Genomic DNA, 19,368 nt, shown 5'->3' with positions numbered 1-19,368 from the left:
ACGCTGAGCACGAGCCGGCGGAGGGAAACGGGTGCTCGTCCTCAATTTCGACATCACGTGGTGGCTGGTCGCCGTCCTCATCTTCGACCTCACCATTCGCGTCTGGGCGATCATCGTCATCCCGCGCAACCGTCGTCCCACAGCGGCTACCGCCTGGCTGCTGGCGATCTACTTCATCCCGTTCATCGGGCTGCTGCTCTTCTTTCTGATCGGCAACCCGCGCCTGCCCCGTGTTCGCCGACGCAAGCAGCGGCAGATCAACCAGTACATCCACGACGCGACCGAGAACCTCGAGTTCGGGTCGCTGCGGCCGGATGCGCCCGCGTGGTTCACGTCGCTCGTCACGATGAATCGCAACCTGGGTGCCATGCCCCTCGCCGGCGACAACACCGTGACCCTCATCGCCGAGTATCAGGAGAGCCTCGATGCGATGGCCGAGGCCGTGCGCGGCGCGCAACACTACGCGCACATCGAGTTCTACATCCTGCAGGCGGATACCGCGACCGACAACCTGTTCCGGGCGATGGAAGAGGCGTGCGCCCGCGGGATCACGGTGCGCGTGCTCCTGGACCACTGGGCCAACCGCGGCAAACCGAACTACAAGGCGACGCTGAAGCGGCTCGACGCGATGGGTGCGCAGTGGCACCTGATGCTTCCGGTGCAGCCGTTCAAGGGCAAATACCAGCGCCCCGACCTGCGCAACCACCGGAAGCTCCTGGTCGTCGACGGCAATGTCGCATTCATGGGCTCGCAGAACGTCACCGACTCGACCTACAACCTGCCGAAGAACATCCGCCGGGGTCTGCACTGGGTCGACCTGATGGTTCGACTGCAGGGGCCGATCGTCGCGAGCGTCAACGCGGTCTTCCTCTCGGACTGGTACAGCGAGACCGACGAGGAGCTCTCCGCCGAGTTCGACATCGACAACCTCGACACAGGACCGGGGGATCTCGATGCGCAGGTCGTGCCATCCGGTCCCGGATTCGATTCCGAGAACAACCTGCGGCTCTTCCTCGGCCTGCTCTACGCGGCCGAGCGCAAGGTCATCATCGTGAGTCCGTACTTCGTGCCGGACGAGTCGCTGCTGCTTGCGGTGACGACCGCGTGTCACCGCGGCGTGCACGTCGAGCTCTTCGTCAGCGAAGAGGGCGACCAGGCCATCGTCTACCACGCGCAGCGCAGCTATTACGAGGCCCTGCTTCGCGCCGGCGTGAAGATCTGGATGTACCGCAAGCCCTACATCCTGCATTCCAAGAGCCTGACGATCGACGACGAGACGGCCGTCATCGGCTCGAGCAACATGGACATGCGCTCGTTCGGTCTGAACATGGAGATCTCGCTGCTGGTTCGGGGTAGCGAGTTCGCCGACCAGATGCGCTCGGTCGAGGATCGTTATCGCTCCCTCAGCCGCGAGCTGACCCTCGAAGAGTGGAAGCAGCAGCCGCTCCGCTCCACGGTGCTCGACAACCTTGCTCGTCTGACCTCGGCCCTGCAGTAGGAGCGCGGCCCGTTTTCGGATTGCGCGAGCGTTACCGACTTGAGTGGTGATCGTTATCGCGCTGTCACCGTCTTCGCCTGATGAGCCCGGTGCAATCGGTCAGGATGGATGAGCGGACGACAGCACGTCCGCGGGGTACGGGACGAGGCATCCCGCCCGGAGAGGCTCCATCGTGGCTGTTCGCAAAGCACTCACCGCGCTCGGTGCCGGAGCGGTCGCGCTCCTCGTGCTCGCGGGCTGCACGGCCACGCCCGCTTCGCCGGGAAGCAGCAGCTCCGTACCCGCCGACGGCTCTGTCTCCGACGTCGAGGTCGACGCGACCTGGCTCGACGATGGCCGGATGATCGGCATCATCACGTACGGGTCATCGACCTGTGTCCCGGTGGTCGAAGATGCCGCGTTGCAGGACAACGGCACCTTCGCCGTGATCCTCGCCGATGCCGACACCGACGAGGTGTGCACGACGGACATGGTTCCGCGCGTGACCCTCGTCGAGGCGCTGCCGGACATGGACCCCGCAGTCGACCTCGAGATCACGGTCGCGGGTGACGGATTCACGGGCGACACCGACCTCGACGGAGTCCAGGGACTCGACCCCACCAATACCGCCTCGGAGTACGCGCCGAGCGCCGGATGGATCGACGAGGACGACTCCTTCGTGCTCGTGACCTGGGGGAGCTCGACGTGCGTTCCGGTCGTCGAGTCCACCGAAGTCGTGGCGCCAGCCGAAGTGACGGTCACGTTCGTCGACCCGCCGGCTGACCAGATCTGCACCATGGACATGGTTCCTCGCGCGCTGATCACGTCGGTGGCGGACCTCGACGAAGACGAGGGCGTCACAGCCGTGCTCGTCGGTGACGACTTCGACGGGCTGCGCGTCCCGATCTACGGCTCCAACTAGGCCGCGCGCGGGGGAGCGGCACTGGCGCCGTCCCCGCGCGTCTTGCCCGTGCAGCCGCGGCGCGCCCGCCCGCCCGCCGAACAGTCACGCCCACGGCGAACACCGGCTCACGGCATCCGTCCGCTGGTTACCCTCGATGTAACACGCGAGCCGTAGGGACGCGTGCGGCCGATGCCGAGGAGCCTGCAATGTTCGAGAGATTTACCGACCGTGCCCGACGTGTGGTTGTGCTCGCCCAAGAAGAGGCGAAGATGCTCAACCACAACTACATCGGTACCGAGCACATCCTGCTCGGTCTGATCCACGAGGGCGAGGGAGTCGCCGCCAAGGCGCTCGAGTCCCTCGGCATCTCGCTCGATGCCGTCCGTGAGCAGGTTCAGGACATCATCGGCCAGGGCCAGCAGCAGCCGACGGGCCACATCCCGTTCACGCCGCGCGCCAAGAAGGTGCTCGAGCTCTCGCTCCGCGAGGCTCTGCAGCTCGGCCACAACTACATCGGTACCGAGCACATCCTGCTCGGGCTCATCCGCGAGGGCGAGGGCGTCGCCGCCCAGGTGCTCGTCAAGCTCGGCGCGGACCTCAACAAGGTGCGGCAGCAGGTCATCCAGCTGCTCTCCGGATACCAGGGCAAGGAGCCCGCCGCGGTCAGCGGCGCGGCGAACGAGACGGGCCAGGCAGCGCAAGGAGGTTCCGCCGTGCTCGACCAATTCGGGCGCAACCTCACGCAGGCCGCCCGCGACAACAAGCTCGACCCCGTCATCGGGCGCGAGAAGGAGATCGAGCGGGTCATGCAGATCCTCTCGCGTCGCTCCAAGAACAACCCCGTGCTGATCGGTGAGCCCGGCGTCGGCAAGACCGCCGTCGTCGAGGGTCTCGCCCAGGCGATCGTCAAGGGCGATGTGCCCGAGACGCTGAAGGACAAGCAGGTCTACTCGCTCGACCTCGGGTCGCTCATCGCGGGATCCCGCTACCGCGGTGACTTCGAAGAGCGCCTCAAGAAGGTCACGAAAGAGATCCGCACGCGCGGCGACATCATCGTCTTCATCGACGAGATCCACACCCTCGTCGGTGCGGGCGCCGCTGAGGGCGCGATCGACGCCGCATCCATCCTCAAGCCGCTCCTCGCCCGCGGAGAGCTGCAGACGATCGGCGCGACCACGCTCGACGAGTACCGCAAGCACTTCGAGAAGGATGCTGCGCTCGAGCGCCGCTTCCAGCCGATCCAGGTTGCGGAGCCCTCGCTGCCCCACGCGATCAACATCCTCAAAGGCCTGCGCGACCGCTACGAGGCGCACCACAAGGTGCAGATCACGGATGGCGCGATCGTCGCCGCCGCGAACCTCGCCGATCGGTACGTCGCCGACCGCTTCCTGCCCGACAAGGCCATCGACCTGATCGACGAGGCCGGTGCCCGCCTGCGCCTGTCGATCCTGTCGTCGCCCCCCGAGCTGCGGGAGTTCGACGAGAAGATCGCCGCCGTTCGCCAGCAGAAGGAGCAGGCGTCCGAGGAGCAGGACTTCGAGAAGGCCGCCGGCCTGCGCGACGAGGAGAAGTCCTTGCTCGCCGAGCGGCTGCGCCTCGAGAAGCAGTGGCGTTCGGGGGATGTCGCATCCCACGCCGTCGTCGACGAGGGCCTGATCGCCGAGGTCCTGGCTCAGGCGACCGGCATCCCGGTGTTCAAGCTGACCGAGGAGGAGACCAGCCGTCTCGTCTTCATGGAGAAGGCGCTGCACCAGCGCGTCATCGGCCAGGAAGAGGCCATCGCCGCGCTGTCGAAGACGATTCGTCGTCAGCGTGCGGGACTCAAGGACCCCAAGCGCCCTTCGGGCTCGTTCATCTTCGCCGGCCCCACGGGTGTCGGAAAGACCGAGCTCGCCAAGGCGCTCGCCGAGTTCCTCTTCGACGACGAGGGCGCGCTCATCTCGCTCGACATGTCGGAGTTCGGTGAGAAGCACACCGTTTCGCGCCTGTTCGGTGCCCCTCCGGGCTTCGTCGGGTTCGAAGAGGGCGGTCAGCTCACCGAGAAGGTGCGGCGCAAGCCGTTCTCGGTCGTGCTCTTCGACGAGATCGAGAAGGCCCACCCCGACATCTTCAACTCGCTGCTGCAGATCCTCGAAGAGGGTCGCCTGACGGATGGTCAGGGTCGCGTCGTCGACTTCAAGAACACGGTGATCATCATGACCACCAACCTCGGATCGTCGGCCATCGCCGGTGGACCCGTCGGGTTCCAGGTCGAGGGTGACGCGCAGACGAGCTACGACCGGATGAAGGGCAAGGTCGACGAAGAGCTCAAGCGCCACTTCAAGCCCGAGTTCCTCAACCGCCTCGACGACGTGATCGTGTTCCCGCAGCTGTCGAAGCCGGAGTTGGTGCAGATCGTGGATCTGTTCACCAAGCGCCTGGCCGATCGTCTGCTGGATCGCGACATGACGATCAAGCTCTCGCAGCCGGCGAAGGAGCGCCTGATCGAGATCGGGTTCGACCCGACGCTCGGTGCCCGCCCGCTCCGCCGCGCGATGCAGCACGAGATCGAGGACCGGCTCAGCGAGCGCATCCTGCACGGCGAGCTGAACCCCGGCGACCACATCACGGTCGACGTGGAGAACGGCGAGTTCGTGTTCGAGACCAAGCCGCGCGGCGACAAGGTCGCCGTGGGCGTTGCGTCCTCGGGCGAGATCTCGTCCACGCCGGACCTGGCGATCACGAGCGACTGAGTGTGTCCGGGTTTCGCCCCGGACACACGAAGAGCGGATGCCCGAGGCATCCGCTCTTCGTCGTTTCTGGGCAGAGGCGCGGTGCTGAGGCCCGGCGATCAGCCCATCTGCGCCCGGGTGATCGATCCGGCCGGACAATACTCCGGAGAAGCAGGCCGATTCTGGGCCGGGGACACCGTCAGCGCCCCGCGAAGGGGAGTCGTTCCGGAGTACTGTCCGAGACCGCGCGCCGTCGGCGACCGGAGGCGCGGGGGATAGGCTGAACGGATGGGCGATTTCACGGTGAGGGCAGCGCGGACGACGGATGTCGTCGGCATCCGCGACATGCTCGAGCCCTTCGTGCAGCGCCGCATCCTGCTCGGCAAGGACCTGGTCGTGCTGTACGAATCGGTGCAGCAGTTCGTGGTGGCCGAGGCCGACGGGCAGCTGGTCGGCTGCGGAGCCTTGCACGTCATGTGGGAGGACCTCGGTGAGGTCCGCACGCTGATCGTCACGGATGACTGGCTGCACCGCGGCGTCGGGAAGGGCATCGTGAAAGCCCTCGAGAGCAACGCCCGGCAGCTCGGGTTGACGCGGCTGTTCTGTCTGACGTTCGAGGTGGACTTCTTCTCGGCCCGCGGATTCACTCCCATCGGGGAGCAGGTCGTGCCGCCGGACGTCTACTCGCAGCTGCTCCGGAGTCCGGACGAGGGTGTGGCCGAATTCCTCGACCTTGCGCACGTCAAGCCGAACACCCTCGGCAACACCCGAATGCTCAAAACGCTTTAGCGTCCGACCCGCCCCGCTACGACGCGAAGAAGCGCGTCACGGCGGGCGCGACATCGCGGTAGCCACGGATGATGCGGCAGAGCCCGCGTCCTCGTGCAGCGAGCTCTCGGCCCAGTTCGACGTCTTTCTCGCCCGTCGCGTCGAGGAGCACGTCGAGCCGCGGAAGTCGTGCCGCGAGCGGACGCGGATCGGGACCGGCGTTGTGGACGCAGTCCGAGAGCAGGAGGACGCGGGCATCGCGGGCGGGCACCCGCGCCAACTGTCGCGCCGCTACCTCGAGCGGGAACGCGATGTTCGTGAGGCCGCGCGCGGGGATCCGCAGGATGGCGTCGATGATCTCGGCGGGCTTGGCGGGTGACCCGAGGGGCAGGAGGACTGCCGCATCCGACCAGAACGCTACGAGACCCAGGTCGTCGTGGGACAGCTCCGCCGATAGCGCCCCGACGGTGGCCGCTGCCGTCTTGATCCGCTCGCCGCGCATCGATCCCGAGACGTCGACGAGGAGTACGACGGAGCGCCGCGTGCGCACCCGTTCACGGACGACGATGTCCTCGTCGTCGTCGGGGACGGGGCGCTCGGCGAGGATCTCGATGGTCCGGTCGAGGTCGATGTCGTCCGAGGCGCCGCGGTAGGGCAGGCTCGCCAAGTCGCCCACCCCGCGGCGCGTGGTCGCATCCCGCCGCGCGCGGGGCACAGCGAGTCGCGCCGCGATCTCGCGGGCACGCGCGCGCACCGTCGGATCCGGCTCGGGCGCCTCATCGGGGAGCGGGACGAGCGCACCGACCTCGTCGGTCTCGCCGCGCACCGTGCCAGTCGGCCGCGCCGGGGCGGACGAGCGCGCGGAGCCGTCTCCGCGCAACACCATCCCGCCGGCCCCGGGTGACGCGTCGAAGAGTGTGGGCGGTGTGTCCAGCTTCTTCGGCGTGCGCCGGAGCGGCATCCCGCGTGTCGCCGACCTGCGCCGCTCCCCGCGAATGGGGGTGTCGGCGGCAACCTCTCTTCAACCCGGATCGGCGCGGTGCGGTTCGAGGACGAACCGGTCCTCCCAGATCTCGCGGAGAACGCGCTCGGGAGTTGCGTCGACCGCCTCGTCCAGGTGGATGCGCCCGGATAGGGCCACGATCATCGCGTCGTAGACGAGTTCGGGATACGCGGGCGAGTCCGCATCGTCGAGGTCGCGTAGGGCGGCCAAGCGGAGGGCCACGAGCACGGTGTCGATCGCGCCGCGCACGCTGGAACCCTGACGGATGTCGGGGTGATCACGCGTGGCACGCGTCACGGCGACGGCGTCCGGCACGAGGCGTGCGCCGAGAGAGGCCGCGCCCCCGGCATCCGCGCCGGTGCGCAGGATAACGATGCGCTCTTCGGCATCCGCGTCCTGATAGTCCACGGATAGGCGGTTCAGGCGATCGTGCACGCTGGTCGAGAGGCGCGTCGTGCCGACGTTGTCGTACGGATTCATCGACGCGATCACGCGGAACGTCGGTTCGGCCCGGATGCGCCCGACCCGCGGGATCGCGAGCGAGCGATCGGCCATCGCCGTCAGGAGTGAGTTGAGGGTGTCCTCCGGCGCGCGATTGAACTCCTCGATGTACAGGAATCCGCCGCGTTGCATCGCCTCGACCAGAGGACCCGGCACGAAGTTGTCGGCCGAGTAGTCCTCTCGCAGCACGCGAGCCGGGTTGTGGTGTCCGACGAGCTTCGCGGGCGTCAGATCCGCGGTGCCCTCAACGAACAGCAGCGGGATGCCCCATTCCTCGGTGATTGCGCCGAGGATGGTCGTCTTGCTCGTCCCGGGAGGCCCCTCGAGCACGATGTCCCGCCCCGCGGCGACGGCCGCGAGCGTGAGCTCCAACTCACGCTCGCGCCCGACGAGGTGGCGGGCGATGCGCCCGCGGCTGCGCTGGAGCTCAGCGGCATCCGTGGGCGCCGTTGCGACCTCGTCCACTGTCATTTCACGAGGCCTGTCATCTCACGGGACCCGTCACTTTTGCGTGGACCCCGCGTCGACCGGCAGCATGACTCCCGTGACGTAGCGGGACTCGTCCGACGCCAGCCAGAGCACAGCGTTGGAGATGTCGACCGGCTCGACCCAGGGGATCGGCAGCGCGTTGAGCGACTGGAACCGGCCACCCATCGTCTCGCGCGTGCGCTCCTCGACCGGCAGATCCGGGGCGAAGAGCGCGTACAGCGAGTCGTTCTGAATCATGTCGGTGTCGACACTCGTGGGGTGGACCGAGTTGACCCGGATGAAGTCCGGAGCCAGCTCGAGCGCGAGGGTGCGCATGATCCCCACCACACCATGCTTGGCCGCGACGTAGTGCACGAAGTTCGGGAATCCCTTGATCCCCGCCGTCGAACTCGTCAGGATCATCGACCCTCCGCCAGCCGCCCTCAGGTGAGGGATCGCTGCCTTGGCGGTGTGCCACACACCGGTGAGGTTGACGCCGATCATGTCGTTCCACGCCGTATCCGTCAGTTCGTCCGCGGTCGCGCTGGAGAAGATTCCGGCGTTCGCGCTCACGATGTCGAGCCGCCCAAGTTGAGCGACCCCGTCGTCGACGGCGGCGCTCAGTGCGTCATAATCGCGCACGTCGGCCTCGCTGGCGACGATCCGTCGATCGAGCGCCTCGACCTGGCGCACCGTCTCGGCGAGATCCTCGGCCGTTGCGGTGGCGTACGGCACCGTCTCGATCTGCTGCGCGATATCGACAGCGATGATGTCGGCGCCCTCCTGGGCCATCCGAAGCGCGTGCGATCGTCCCTGACCGCGCGCCGCTCCGGTGATGAAGGCGACCTTGCCGTCCAGTCTTCCCATGATGTTTCCGTTCTCTCCCTACTTGGCGTTTGCGCCGGCATCGACCGGCAAGGCGACACCCGTGACGTAGCGCGCCTCGTCGGACGCGAGCCACAGCACGGCGTTGGAGATGTCGACGGCCTCCACCCAGGGGATCGGGAGCGCGTTGATCATCGTCGCGGCCTCCTTGAAGTCCTCCACGCCGGGGTCGTCGATGTCCGGCCGGAACAGCCGGAACGTCGCCTCGTTGTTGACCATCGGGGTGTCCACGACCGTGGGGTGCACGCTGTTGACCCGGATCATGTCCGGTGCCAGCTCCAGGGCGAGCGTGCGCATGAGGCCGACGACCCCGTGCTTGGCCGAGACATAGTGGGCGATGTTCGGGAACGCGAACAGACCCGCGTCCGAACTGGTGAGGATCATGGACCCGCCGCCGGCGGCCTTCAGGTGGGGGATCGCCGCCTTGCACGTGCGCCACACCCCGTTCAGGTTGACGTCGATCATGTCGAGCCAGATCTCCTCGGACAGATCCTGCGCCGGAGCCATCGAGGTCGAGATCCCCGCGTTGGCACAGACGATGTCTAGTCGACCCAGTTCGGCGATGCCCGCCTCCAGCGCGGCGTTCAGGCCCGACTGATCGCGTACGTCGGCTTTGCGGGCCACGATCCTGCGGTCGAGAGCCTCGACCTGTGCGATCGTCTCGGCGAGGTCTTCCTCGGTCGCGGGCCCATAGGGCGCCCCGGGGATCTCCTCGAGGACGTCGACAGCGATGATGTCGGCTCCCTCTTGTGCCAGCCTCACGGCGTGCGAGCGTCCCTGCCCGCGCGCCGCTCCTGTGATGAAGGCGACTTTGCCTTCGACCCTTCCCATAGCCTGCTCCTCTCTCTCCTCGCGCTACGGCGAGCCTCTTTTCGGTTGTGAGGTCACGAGACCGGCGCGGCGCATCGTCGGGCCGCGGAGGGAGTCGGGGTTCGGGTGTCAGACGGTGCAGGCGCCTCCGGATCGGGGGTCGCGCGGCCGGACAGCCCATCCGACTGCGGATGGAACGACGAAGCGATGGACGTTCGCGGGAGTCTGAGAGTATGACGACGTCGTCTGCGAATCCATCGGATGCTCCTTGCGGGCGGACATCTGCGTCGCGCCCTGCGGGTGTAAATCGATGCTAATGACACTCGGTGCCGAATGGAAGGGTGCCCGCGCAACTGCATGCCCGTGCTGCATGCCCGGCCTCGCGCCCGCGGTCCCGCACGCACCGGGTGTCGCTGCGGAGGGCGTGCCGCGCCGGGGACTGGGCAACCCGCGCTTAGCCTGAATGCATGAGCAGCGAAGGCACGCGACGGCGACGTCCGTCGCCCGCGGTGTACCGACGGCGGCGCGCCGTTGTGTTGATCGGGTTGCTCGTCATCGTCGCCCTGGTCGTCTGGTTGCTCGTCGCACAGCCGTGGCGTGGATCCGCCGAATCCGTGACGCCGGCAGCGAGCCAGAGTTCGCCGTCACCCTCGCCGAGCGACACCACACCGACGCTGCCCGATCCTGCTGCGACGGGCGGATCCAATCCGGCGGATGCCCTACCGGAAGAAGCCGCGACGGAAGCTGCAGCCGAACTGACCCCCGAGGCCTGTGCCGCAGACAGCGCGCTCGTCGAAGCGCTGACGGACAAAGAGTCCTACGCGGCGGGCGAGGTCCCCCAGCTGAGCATCCGCCTCACGAATACCAGCGCCACGCCGTGCACGATCAACGTCGGCACGACGCAGCAGAGCTTCACGATCACGAGCGGGAACGATGCCTGGTGGCGCTCGACCGACTGTCAGGCTGCACCGAGCGACATGGTCGTCACGTTGGCGGCCGGGCAGGTCGTCGAGAGTTCGGCGCCGATCGCGTGGGACCGCACCCGATCGTCCGTCGACACCTGCGAGGGTGACCGGCAGCGCGCGCCGGGCGGAGGATCGTCGTACCACCTGGATGTCTCGATCGGCGGCATCCCGTCGCAGACGTCGCGACAGATCCTGCTCTACTGACGCCCCGGCTACCCTGGAAGGGTGGTGCGACAGAGCGGTAGATCCGGAAAGAGCGGCAAACCCGGCACGTCCAAGGGGCGTGTGAAGAAGGCGGACGCCGCAGTTTTCCGAGCCGAGGCGCTGGCCCAGGCACTCGCGAAGCAGGACATGGCGGCGGTCGCCCTGGCGCTGCGGAACGGCAACACCGTCGTGCCGTTGATGGCTCCGACCGACCGCGACAATCCGCTCGATGTCGGCGAGGTGTGGACCTACCGCGACCCCAACACGGGCGAAATCGCGCTTCTGCTGTTCAGTGACGCGGCCCACAAGCCCGAGAACCTTCCGCCCGCGATCGGCCTGCAGTCGCCCGGCTGGTTGCTCGCATTCCTGCGGACCCATCGCGAGGTGATCACGACGGTGTTCATCGACATCGCGGGTCCCCACCCGATGCAGGCGTCACCCGCGGACCTGATCGACGCTCTCGCCGGCTGACCGCCGCGCTGTGGGGTCAGAACTCCGGAACGTCGCTCGGCCCCCGGCTCTGACGATCGAGCGGACCGCGCCCGCCACGCGCGGCACGGTCGGCGTGGCCGCGGACGGTGTCCAGCGCCGCAGGCAGGTGCTTCGACGCGGCATCGACGAAGTGCACGAAACCGAGACGGGATGCCTCGCTGCGCCGCTGTGACAGCTGCGCGACCGCTCGGATCTCGCCCGAGAGGCTCAGTTCGCCGACTGCCGCAACCTGGTGCGGGATGGCGAACTCGCCGAGAGCACTGGCGATGGCCAACGCGATAGCCAGGTCGGCTGCCGGTTCGGTGAGCCGGACTCCGCCCACCGTCGACACATAGACGTCGAGGGCGCTCAGCTTCAGCCCGGCGCGACGTTCGAGAACGGCGAGGATCATCGCGACTCGGGAAGAGTCGACGCCGTTCACGACCCGACGGGGGTTCGGGGTCGAGCTCGGATTGACCAGGGCCTGGATCTCGACGGGCAGGGCGCGACGGCCTTCGAGCGCGACCGTGACGCACGAGCCGCTGACGGGAGTGCCATGGCCCAGGAACAGCCCGCTGGGGTCGGGGACCTCGGCTATGCCGTCGCCGGTCATCTCGAAGCATCCGACTTCGTCCGTCGGCCCGAAGCGGTTCTTCAGCGCGCGTACGAAGCGCAGCGAGGTTTGACGGTCGCCTTCGAAGTGGCAGACGACGTCGACGAGGTGCTCGAGCAGCCGGGGGCCCGCGATCGAGCCGTCCTTGGTGACGTGGCCGACGATCAGGACCGGCAGATCGCGTTCCTTCGCGATGCGGACCAGGGTGGCCGCGACTTCGCGCACCTGACTCGGATGGCCCGCGAGCCCCTCGCTGAGCGAGGACGACACCGTCTGCACCGAGTCGACGATCAGAAGCGTCGGGACGACCTGGTCGATCTGCCCGACGAGCGTCGCCAGGTCGGTCTCGCTCGCGATGAAGAGTTCGTCGTGCAGGGCGCCCGTGCGCTCGGCACGGAGCCGCACCTGCGCCGTCGACTCCTCGGCACTCACGTACAGCACGCGTCGGCCGGAGCGGGCGGCGCGTGCGGCGACCTCGAGCAGCAGCGTCGACTTGCCGACTCCGGGCTCGCCCGAGATCAGAATCGTCGCGCCGGCGACGAGTCCGCCGCCGAGGACGCGGTCGAATTCGCCGACCCCCGTCGGGCGGCGCGGGGCTTCGATCGTCGCAACGTCGGTGATCGGACGCGCGACGCGATCGGCGGTGGGCGCGTGCGGCGTGAACCCGCGCAGGATGCCGGTCTGTTCCGCAACCTCGGTGACCGTGCCCCACTGCTGGCACTCGCCGCAACGACCCACCCACTTGACGCTCGTCCACCCGCATTCCGCGCAGCGATAGGCCGTGCTGGGCTTTCGAGTTGCCATGGGCCCAGGTTAGGCGCGGGCTCCGACATCCCGTCGCGGTAGCCCGGTGCGTCGCCGACCGACAGCGCCGCTACGTGCGCGGTTGTGCGTTCGCGAATGCGCATACGCACGTTCGTGCAGACAGGTTGCGCATTTGTTCTCCACCAGTCAGCCTTGTCGAGGAGAAAGGAAGTCCATGAGCGTGCGCCCCGAAGTTCAAGCAGCCTTCGACCGTCCCGACTACGACGTGCTGATCATCGGCGGAGGAATCAACGGCCTCGCCACCTTCCGAGACCTGGCGATGCAGGGTGTTCGAGTGTTGCTCGTCGAGCGAAACGACTTCGCCTCCGGCGCGAGTGCGGCCTCCAGCCACATGATCCATGGCGGCATCCGTTATCTCGAGAACGGCGAATTCCGACTCGTTCGCGAGTCCGTGCGCGAGCGCAACGGGTTGCTGCGCATCGCCCCCCACCATGTCTCGCCGCTGGCGACGACGATCCCGATCCAGGGAGTGTTCTCGGGGATCCTCGCGGCGCCGCTGCGCTTTCTGACGCACAAGCAGGGCAGCCCCAAGGCGCGAGGTGCAGTGCTCATCAAGATCGGTCTCACGATCTACGACCTCTTCTCCCGCGACGGCGGCTCGGTTCCCCGCCACCGTTTCCACGGGCGCCGTGCATCCCGCCGCGAGTTGCCCGAGCTCGCTCCGGACTTCCGCTTCACCGCGACCTACTACGACGCATCCCTCCGCGACCCCGAGCGGCTCGCGCTCGACGTCGCGCTCGACGGTGAGGCGTCCGGCGCGGCGGCGGGGCAGGCGACCGCTCTCAACTACGTCGAGGCGGTCGGTGGTGATGAGAACGGTGTCATCGTTCGCGACGCGCTGACCGGCACGGAGCAGACGATCACGTCCCGCGTGATCGTGAACGCATCCGGACCCTGGACCGACCTCACCGCCGGGGCGCTCGGCAAACCGAGCAGTCTGATGGGCGGCACCAAGGGTTCGCACGTCGTTCTCGACAATCCGGAACTGCTCGCCGCAACGGGTGGCCGCGAGATCTTCTTCGAGCACCAGGATGGTCGCATCGTGCTCGTGTACCCCCTCAAGGGTCGCGTGCTCGTCGGGACGACCGACCTCGAGGCCGATCCGGGCGAGCGGGCGGTCTGCACAGAAGAAGAGGTCGACTACTTCTTCGAGCTCGTCGGGCAGGTGTTCCCCGACGTGCGGGTCGACCGGTCGCAGATCGTCTACCGCTTCTCGGGCATCCGTCCTCTGCCGCGCCACGACGACATGGTGCCCGGGTTCGTCTCGCGCGACTACCGCATCGTTGATTCGCAAGGCCCGGGCGCCCCGATGCTCAACCTGGTCGGCGGCAAGTGGACCACGTTCCGGGCTCTCGGCGAGCAGCTCGCCGACCGCGTGCTCGCGCTACTGCAGCGTGAGCGCAGCGCGTCGACCGAGGATGTCTCGATCGGCGGGGGCCGGAACTACCCGCGTCCCGAGGCGAAGGATGCCTGGATCCGGTCCGAGTTGGGCGGAGTGTCGCTCGAACGGGGGCGCATCCTGCTCGAGCGCTATGGCACGAGAGCGCGGGAGGTCGTGAACTTCCTCGCCGACGCACACGACGAGCCGATCCTCGGCGACCGTCTGTCATCGCGCGAGGTCGCGTACTTCGTCGAGCACGAGAAGGCGACCCGGCTGAACGACGTCCTGCTGCGCCGCACCGACGTGACGTACACCGGTGACCTGACCAGCGACGTCTTCGAACACACGCTCGCCGCGTTCGCGGATGCCGCCGGCTGGGATGCATCGCGCGTCGAGGAGGAGCGCTCGCTCTCGCTCGATGACCTGCAGGCTGCCCACGGCGTCAGCCCGCGCGTGGCGCCGGAGCGAGCCGGGCAGCGGCGGCGCACCGCCCGCTGAGTCGCGCGCTCGGCCGCTGAGCGCCGATTCCGCAGGCTCAGGCGCTGCGCCGTGGCTCAGCGGTGACGCGCGACATCACCGCCCGCGAGTTCAACCCTGCGGCCAGTCGAGCGTGCGGGCGACCGCGTTCTGCCATCGCTGCAGCATCCGGGTTCGCTCCGCCTCGGACGAGCGGGGTTCCCAGCGGCGGTCCTCCTGCCACAGGTCTGACAGCTCGGGCAGACCCGACCAGAAGCCCACCGCGAGGCCCGCCGCGAAGGCCGCACCGAGTGCCGTCGTCTCGGCGATCGCGGGTCGCACGACGGGGATGCCGAGCGCGTCGGATTGCATCTGCATGAGCGTGTCGTTCGCAACCATCCCTCCGTCGACGCGGAGCTCGGTGATCGGGGCATCCGTGTCGACGGCAGCCGCGTCCACGACCTCGCGGGTCTGCATGGCGACGGACTCGAGGGCGGCGCGCGCGATGTGCCGGCGATCGGCGAAGCGGGTGAGGCCCAGAATCGCGCCGCGAGCATCCGGGCGCCAGTGGGGCGCGAACAGTCCCGAGAAGGCGGGGACGATGATCACTCCGCCCGAGTCTTCGACCGCCAGTGCGAGCTCTTCCACCTGGGACGCCGACGAGATGATGCCGAGGTTGTCTCGCAGCCACTGGACGAGCGACCCCGTGACCGCGATCGACCCCTCGAGCGCATAGGCCGTCGCCCCCGAACCGAGTCGATAGGCCACAGTCGTCAACAGACCGTTGTTCGAGATGACGGGGCGCTCCCCCGTGTTGATCACGAGGAAGTTCCCTGTGCCGTAGGTGTTCTTGCTGTCGCCGCGCGCGAACGCGGCCTGCCCGAACGTGGCCGCCTGCTGGTCGCCCATGATGCCCGCGATCGGCACTTCGCGCAGCAGGCTCGATGATTCGACCGTGCCATAGATTTCGGAGGACGAGCGCACCTCGGGCAGGATCGACGACGGGATGTCGAAGGCGCTCAGCAGCTCGGGGTGCCAATCGAGAGACTCCAGGTCGAGCAGCAGCGTCCGGCTCGCGTTCGTGACATCCGTTGCGTGGACGCCGCCCTCGGGCCCGCCCGTCAGGTTCCACAGCAGCCAGGTGTCGGGAGTCCCGAAGGCGAGATGTCCATCGTCTGCGAGCGCACGAGCGCCGGGAACGTTTTCGAGCACCCAGGCGATCTTCGTCGCCGAGAAATATGCGGCGAGGGGGAGTCCTGTGCGGGCGCGGAACCTGTCGATGCCGCCGTCCGCGGCGAGCCGGTCGACGATCTGCTGCGTGCGCGTGTCCTGCCAGACGATCGCATTGTGCACAGGCTTGCCGGTGCGGCGGTCCCACAGGATGGCGGTTTCGCGCTGGTTCGTGATGCCGACGGCGGCGATGTCGTGGCGCGTGATGTCGGCGCGTGCGAGTGCCACGCCGATCACCTCTTGGGCGTTGTGCCAGATCTCCAGCGGGTCGTGCTCGACCCAGCCTGCCTGCGGAAAGATCTGCTGATGTTCCAGCTGGCCGACCGAGACGCGGCGCCCGTCGTGATCGAAGACGATCGCGCGGGTGCTCGTCGTGCCCTGGTCGAGCGCGAGGATGAAAGTCATCGACGTGTACTCCTTCGTCGTCGGCGCCCGGCTGCGGATTCATCGATGGTGGGCCGGGTCCAGATTAGGAGGCGTGCACGCCTTCTGCCAGCCGATGCACGAACGTGCGCAATCGACGGCTCAGGATGCGGCGAGCCTGCGGGCCGCGCCCTCGTCGATGACGAGGTCCGTGATGAGCCGGGCGGCGAGGGCGCCTCGCAGGCTGGGAACCTTCTGCTCGCCCGCTACGACGCACACCCGGCGTGCGACACGTCGCAACTCGTCGAACGCAGGACCGGTTGCGCGGCGGTTCAGGGAGACGTCTCGCCAGCTTCCGTCGGCGCGGTAGAAGACCGTCGCGACGTCGCCGACGATGTCTTCTTCGGTCAGGCTCGCGAAGTCCGCTTCGTCGAGGTAGCCGCCGATGTAGACCTGGCTCGGCACGCCCGCGAACGGCGACCCGAGTCCGAACAGTGCGAGGTCCATGCGGGATTGGATATCGAGGACCCGGCGGGTGCTGCGTTCACGCCACAGCGCCAACCGGGTGTCCGGGTCGTCGAAGAACGCGGGCACCGGGAATTGCTGCACCTTCGCGCCATAGGCGTCGCCGAAACGGCGCAGGATCTCACTCGTGTAGTCGATGCCGGTCGTGAGGTAGCTGCCGGCGCCGTTCATCTGGACGACTGTCACGTTGTGCGTGTCCTTCGGGACCAGATGCCTGCTGATCGCGCTGACGGTCGACCCCCACGCCACGCCCAGGGTCATGTTGGAGTCGACGAATCGCGCGAGCAGACGCGCCGCGGTGAGGGCGACACGGTCGAGGCGGTCGACATCGCTGATGTTCTGCGGCGAAGGAACGACGTGCACGGCGATGCCGTGACGTGCCTCGAGCCCCCGCTCGAGTTCGGTCGCGGCGTCGAAGGGAGAGCGGATCTGGATGTCCACGAGGCCACTGGAGCGGGCGTGGCTGAGCAGACGCGAAACGGTCGAGCGAGACGTGTGCAGATCGCTGGCGATGGCTTCCATCGTGAGGTCCTGCACGTAGTACATCTGCGCGGCGCGTAGTGCGGCCCGCGCGCGGTCATCGTCGCGGTCTGCATCGACCATCGGTCGTTCCTCTCGCAATGGGGCGCGTCCATCCTGTCACCGGGGCACGAAAAGGGCTCATCTCGCGAAGCTGGGAGACAGATGTGTGCACGTTTGTGCACATCCCTCAGCATTTCGTGCATCTGGCCGGCCGGGACCGTCGCACCGACCAGGTGCAGATGCAGTGCACCCGACGAAGGAGTTGAGATCAGCATGACGTTGACCCGAAATGTGGCGAGGTTGTGGTCGCTGTTGGCGGTCGCCATCGCCCTGGTCCTCGCGGGGGGCGCGACCGCTGCCCTCACCCAGACATCCGGCGGATCCGTCCAGGTGCGCGACACATCGTTCGTCGGCGCGAACGGCAGCCTCGTCTCGGGCTTGCTGTACGTGCCCAACGGCGTCACCGCCGAGAACCCGGCCCCGGCCGTTCTCGCCGTGCACGGATACGTCAACTCGCGCGAGATGCAGCTGGCTCCGGCGATCGAGCTGAGCAAGCGCGGCTACGTCGTGCTCGCCATCGATCAGGCCGGCCACGGACGCTCCGACGCCCCGGCCTTCGCCAACGGCTTCAACGGCCCCGCGGCTCTGGCGTACCTGCGCTCGCTCGACATCGTCGACACCGACAACATCGGTATGACGGGCACTCGCTCGGTGGTGCGACGATCGTCAACGCCGCGGTCGCCTTCCCCGACGGATACAAGTCCATGGTTCTGCTGGACTCGGCGACGGGATTCTTCGGCCCTCCGGGGACGACCGACTTCCCCCGCAACACGCTCGTCGTGTTCGCGCTGTGGGAGGAGTTCGCGGGCTCGATGTGGGAAGCCACCAGCTCGTACGAGCTCGAATCCAGCCCCAAGCTCATGGAGTTCTTCGGGACCGATGAGCCGGTCGTCGCCGGTGAGCTCTACGGTTCGATCGAAGACGGTACCGCCCGCGAGTTGGCACGCCCCGTCAACAACCACCCCGGCGCCACGCACGACCTGAGCGCCACGCAGGACATCATCGACTGGTTCGACCAGACCCTCGACGGCGGAAGCTCTGTCGGCGGACAGACCTGGTGGATCAAAGAGATCGGCACGCTCGTCGCTCTCGCCGGTGGCATCATGGCGATCTTCGCCGTCGGCGGCCTGCTGCTGACGACCTCGTACTTCGGGCGCGCCCGCCGCGCCGTTCCCGCCCCTTCGGGCAGTCGCTGGTGGTGGCCCTGGTTCGTGAGCGCTGTCATCACGACGGCCATCCCGGCCCTGACCTTCTACGCGCTCAACACCTGGGGCGCGCAGTGGATCCCGGCGGACTCGGTGTTCTCGCAGTCCTTCTCGACGGGCATCGCCGTCTGGGCGCTGCTGAACGGCGTCATCGGGCTCGTGATCTTCCTCATCGTGCGCGTCGTCACCAAGCGCCGTTCCCCGGAGCGCGCCGCCCGTGCGGCCGACGTCCTGACAACTCCCAACGGATTCCGCTGGTCGGTCGTCGGCAAGTCTGCGCTGGTCGCCCTGGCGAGCGTCGGAACCGCGTACCTCCTGGTGCTCGTCTCGGATTGGTTGTTCAAGAGCGACTTCCGGTTCTACGTTCTGCAGCTCCAGCCCATCAGCGGTGGCAAGTTCGGCACGTTCGTGGTCTACCTGATCCCGCTGACGCTGTTCTTCCTGGCGCTGACGTTCACCATGCACAATTCGCTGCGCTGGACAGGCCGACGCATCTCTGAGAAGTCCGAGATGATCGCGAACGCCATCGTTCTGCCCGCCGGACTCGTCGTGCTTGAGGCGATCGCCTACATCCCGATGTTCGTCTCGGGACAGCTGGGATTCCCGAACGAGTCGCTGTTGACGATCGTCGCCTACCCCTTCATCCCGGTGCTCGCGCTGGTCGGTGTGCTGTCGACGTACTTCTTCCACCGCACGGGGACGATCTACGTCGGAGCCTTCACCGCCGCGCTCTTGATCACGTGGAACGTGGTCGGCGGCACGGCGACGCAGGGTCTGGTCATGGAATGGAGCGGCTTCGCGTTCTTCGCGCGGATCATCCTGCCGATCCTTCTCGCTGTCGGTCTCTTCGTGATCGGCGTCGTTGTCCGTCGTCGCTCACGCGCGCTGCAGGATGCCGAGGTGAACGTCGACGCGACCGCACCGGTGCGTTGAACTGATCCGACCTGACCGCAAGCGCCGGTGTCGGCGACGGGCCTTACCGTCGTCGGTGCCGGCGCTTCGGCGTCGGCACCGACGTGAC

Annotated in this window: 15 protein-coding genes and 1 pseudogene; 9 read left to right on the top strand and 7 right to left on the bottom strand. The window is 67.7% G+C overall.

The window, feature by feature from the left end:
- The first annotated feature begins 31 nt into the window (after nucleotides 1–31).
- The 4 genes from cls (at nucleotide 32) to ACIQ0W_RS11465 (ending at nucleotide 5,881) form a co-directional block, all read left to right on the top strand.
- Nucleotides 32–1,498, top strand: coding sequence for a cardiolipin synthase (gene cls / locus ACIQ0W_RS11480; protein WP_396642875.1), 1,467 nt, complete (start codon nucleotides 32–34; stop codon nucleotides 1,496–1,498).
- A gap of 172 nt (nucleotides 1,499–1,670) precedes the next feature.
- Complete coding sequence (locus ACIQ0W_RS11475; RefSeq protein ID WP_396642874.1) at nucleotides 1,671–2,399, top strand: hypothetical protein; 729 nt, start codon at nucleotides 1,671–1,673, stop codon at nucleotides 2,397–2,399.
- Nucleotides 2,400–2,587: 188 nt separating this feature from the next.
- Nucleotides 2,588–5,113, top strand: coding sequence for an ATP-dependent Clp protease ATP-binding subunit (locus ACIQ0W_RS11470; RefSeq protein ID WP_396642872.1), 2,526 nt, complete (start codon nucleotides 2,588–2,590; stop codon nucleotides 5,111–5,113).
- Between the two features lie 267 nt (nucleotides 5,114–5,380).
- Nucleotides 5,381–5,881 carry an amino-acid N-acetyltransferase gene (locus ACIQ0W_RS11465; RefSeq protein WP_396642870.1) on the top strand — a complete coding sequence of 167 codons (501 nt, stop codon included), beginning with the start codon at nucleotides 5,381–5,383 and terminating at the stop codon, nucleotides 5,879–5,881.
- 16 nt (nucleotides 5,882–5,897) lie between these two features.
- Here ACIQ0W_RS11465 and ACIQ0W_RS11460 read toward each other — a convergent pair whose 3' ends face one another.
- The 4 genes from ACIQ0W_RS11460 to ACIQ0W_RS11445 all read right to left on the bottom strand — a co-directional run bounded on the left by ACIQ0W_RS11460 (nucleotide 5,898) and on the right by ACIQ0W_RS11445 (nucleotide 9,548).
- A complete protein-coding gene (locus ACIQ0W_RS11460) occupies nucleotides 5,898–6,686 on the bottom strand; it encodes a VWA domain-containing protein (protein ID WP_396642868.1) in 789 nt (262 codons plus the stop codon).
- Between the two features lie 195 nt (nucleotides 6,687–6,881).
- Entirely contained in the window at nucleotides 6,882–7,835 is a 954-nt protein-coding gene (locus ACIQ0W_RS11455; RefSeq protein WP_396642867.1) for an AAA family ATPase, read from the bottom strand.
- 30 nt (nucleotides 7,836–7,865) lie between these two features.
- On the bottom strand, nucleotides 7,866–8,699 hold the full coding sequence (locus ACIQ0W_RS11450) for a mycofactocin-coupled SDR family oxidoreductase (RefSeq protein ID WP_396642866.1): 834 nt from the start codon (nucleotides 8,697–8,699) through the stop codon (nucleotides 7,866–7,868).
- An 18-nt stretch (nucleotides 8,700–8,717) separates the two neighbouring features.
- The gene (locus tag ACIQ0W_RS11445; protein ID WP_396642865.1) at nucleotides 8,718–9,548 is read right to left on the bottom strand and encodes a mycofactocin-coupled SDR family oxidoreductase; all 831 of its coding nucleotides are present in this window, start codon (nucleotides 9,546–9,548) and stop codon (nucleotides 8,718–8,720) included.
- A gap of 446 nt (nucleotides 9,549–9,994) precedes the next feature.
- Between ACIQ0W_RS11445 and ACIQ0W_RS11440 the strand changes: the two genes are divergently transcribed.
- Both ACIQ0W_RS11440 and ACIQ0W_RS11435 read left to right on the top strand, forming a co-directional pair.
- The gene (locus ACIQ0W_RS11440) at nucleotides 9,995–10,696 is read left to right on the top strand and encodes a hypothetical protein (protein ID WP_396642864.1); all 702 of its coding nucleotides are present in this window, start codon (nucleotides 9,995–9,997) and stop codon (nucleotides 10,694–10,696) included.
- A gap of 81 nt (nucleotides 10,697–10,777) precedes the next feature.
- A complete protein-coding gene (locus ACIQ0W_RS11435) occupies nucleotides 10,778–11,167 on the top strand; it encodes a dehydrogenase (RefSeq protein ID WP_396642910.1) in 390 nt (129 codons plus the stop codon).
- A 16-nt stretch (nucleotides 11,168–11,183) separates the two neighbouring features.
- Here the strand turns inward: ACIQ0W_RS11435 and radA are convergent, their stop codons facing one another.
- The gene (gene radA, locus ACIQ0W_RS11430) at nucleotides 11,184–12,584 is read right to left on the bottom strand and encodes a DNA repair protein RadA (protein ID WP_396642863.1); all 1,401 of its coding nucleotides are present in this window, start codon (nucleotides 12,582–12,584) and stop codon (nucleotides 11,184–11,186) included.
- A gap of 175 nt (nucleotides 12,585–12,759) precedes the next feature.
- On the opposite strand from radA, the gene ACIQ0W_RS11425 reads away from it, so the two are divergent.
- Complete coding sequence (locus tag ACIQ0W_RS11425) at nucleotides 12,760–14,484, top strand: FAD-dependent oxidoreductase (RefSeq protein WP_396642862.1); 1,725 nt, start codon at nucleotides 12,760–12,762, stop codon at nucleotides 14,482–14,484.
- 90 nt (nucleotides 14,485–14,574) lie between these two features.
- On the opposite strand, the gene glpK is transcribed toward ACIQ0W_RS11425, so the two are convergent.
- Nucleotides 14,575–16,077: a glycerol kinase GlpK gene (gene glpK, locus ACIQ0W_RS11420; protein WP_396642861.1), complete on the bottom strand. Its 1,503-nt coding sequence runs from the start codon at nucleotides 16,075–16,077 to the stop codon at nucleotides 14,575–14,577.
- 120 nt (nucleotides 16,078–16,197) lie between these two features.
- The gene (locus tag ACIQ0W_RS11415; RefSeq protein ID WP_396642860.1) at nucleotides 16,198–17,163 is read right to left on the bottom strand and encodes a sugar-binding transcriptional regulator; all 966 of its coding nucleotides are present in this window, start codon (nucleotides 17,161–17,163) and stop codon (nucleotides 16,198–16,200) included.
- Nucleotides 17,164–17,244: 81 nt separating this feature from the next.
- Between ACIQ0W_RS11415 and ACIQ0W_RS11410 the strand changes: the two are divergent.
- Nucleotides 17,245–17,676: pseudogene (locus tag ACIQ0W_RS11410) on the top strand (hypothetical protein); the annotation flags it as partial.
- 170 nt (nucleotides 17,677–17,846) lie between these two features.
- On the top strand, nucleotides 17,847–19,280 hold the full coding sequence (locus ACIQ0W_RS11405; protein WP_396642914.1) for a hypothetical protein: 1,434 nt from the start codon (nucleotides 17,847–17,849) through the stop codon (nucleotides 19,278–19,280).
- Nucleotides 19,281–19,368 lie beyond the last annotated feature (88 nt).

This window comes from Microbacterium sp. (assembly GCF_044340635.1).
Taxonomy (GTDB): Bacteria; Actinomycetota; Actinomycetes; order Actinomycetales; family Microbacteriaceae; genus Microbacterium.
Note: the sequence above shows the minus strand (reverse complement) of the source record. Positions and strands in the feature narration are given on the sequence as shown.

What these genes read in the sequence shown, in the direction of transcription:
- ACIQ0W_RS11470 (WP_396642872.1), top strand. Translation starts at nt 2,588, where the DNA reads ATGTTCGAGAGATTTACCGACCGTGCCCGACGTGTGGTTGTGCTCGCC.
- ACIQ0W_RS11465 (WP_396642870.1), top strand. Translation starts at nt 5,381, where the DNA reads ATGGGCGATTTCACGGTGAGGGCAGCGCGGACGACGGATGTCGTCGGC.
- ACIQ0W_RS11455 (WP_396642867.1), bottom strand. Translation starts at nt 7,835, where the DNA reads ATGACAGTGGACGAGGTCGCAACGGCGCCCACGGATGCCGCTGAGCTC.
- ACIQ0W_RS11450 (WP_396642866.1), bottom strand. Translation starts at nt 8,699, where the DNA reads ATGGGAAGACTGGACGGCAAGGTCGCCTTCATCACCGGAGCGGCGCGC.
- ACIQ0W_RS11445 (WP_396642865.1), bottom strand. Translation starts at nt 9,548, where the DNA reads ATGGGAAGGGTCGAAGGCAAAGTCGCCTTCATCACAGGAGCGGCGCGC.
- ACIQ0W_RS11440 (WP_396642864.1), top strand. Translation starts at nt 9,995, where the DNA reads ATGAGCAGCGAAGGCACGCGACGGCGACGTCCGTCGCCCGCGGTGTAC.
- radA (WP_396642863.1), bottom strand. Translation starts at nt 12,584, where the DNA reads ATGGCAACTCGAAAGCCCAGCACGGCCTATCGCTGCGCGGAATGCGGG.
- ACIQ0W_RS11425 (WP_396642862.1), top strand. Translation starts at nt 12,760, where the DNA reads ATGAGCGTGCGCCCCGAAGTTCAAGCAGCCTTCGACCGTCCCGACTAC.
- glpK (WP_396642861.1), bottom strand. Translation starts at nt 16,077, where the DNA reads ATGACTTTCATCCTCGCGCTCGACCAGGGCACGACGAGCACCCGCGCG.
- ACIQ0W_RS11415 (WP_396642860.1), bottom strand. Translation starts at nt 17,163, where the DNA reads ATGGTCGATGCAGACCGCGACGATGACCGCGCGCGGGCCGCACTACGC.
- ACIQ0W_RS11405 (WP_396642914.1), top strand. Translation starts at nt 17,847, where the DNA reads ATGGTTCTGCTGGACTCGGCGACGGGATTCTTCGGCCCTCCGGGGACG.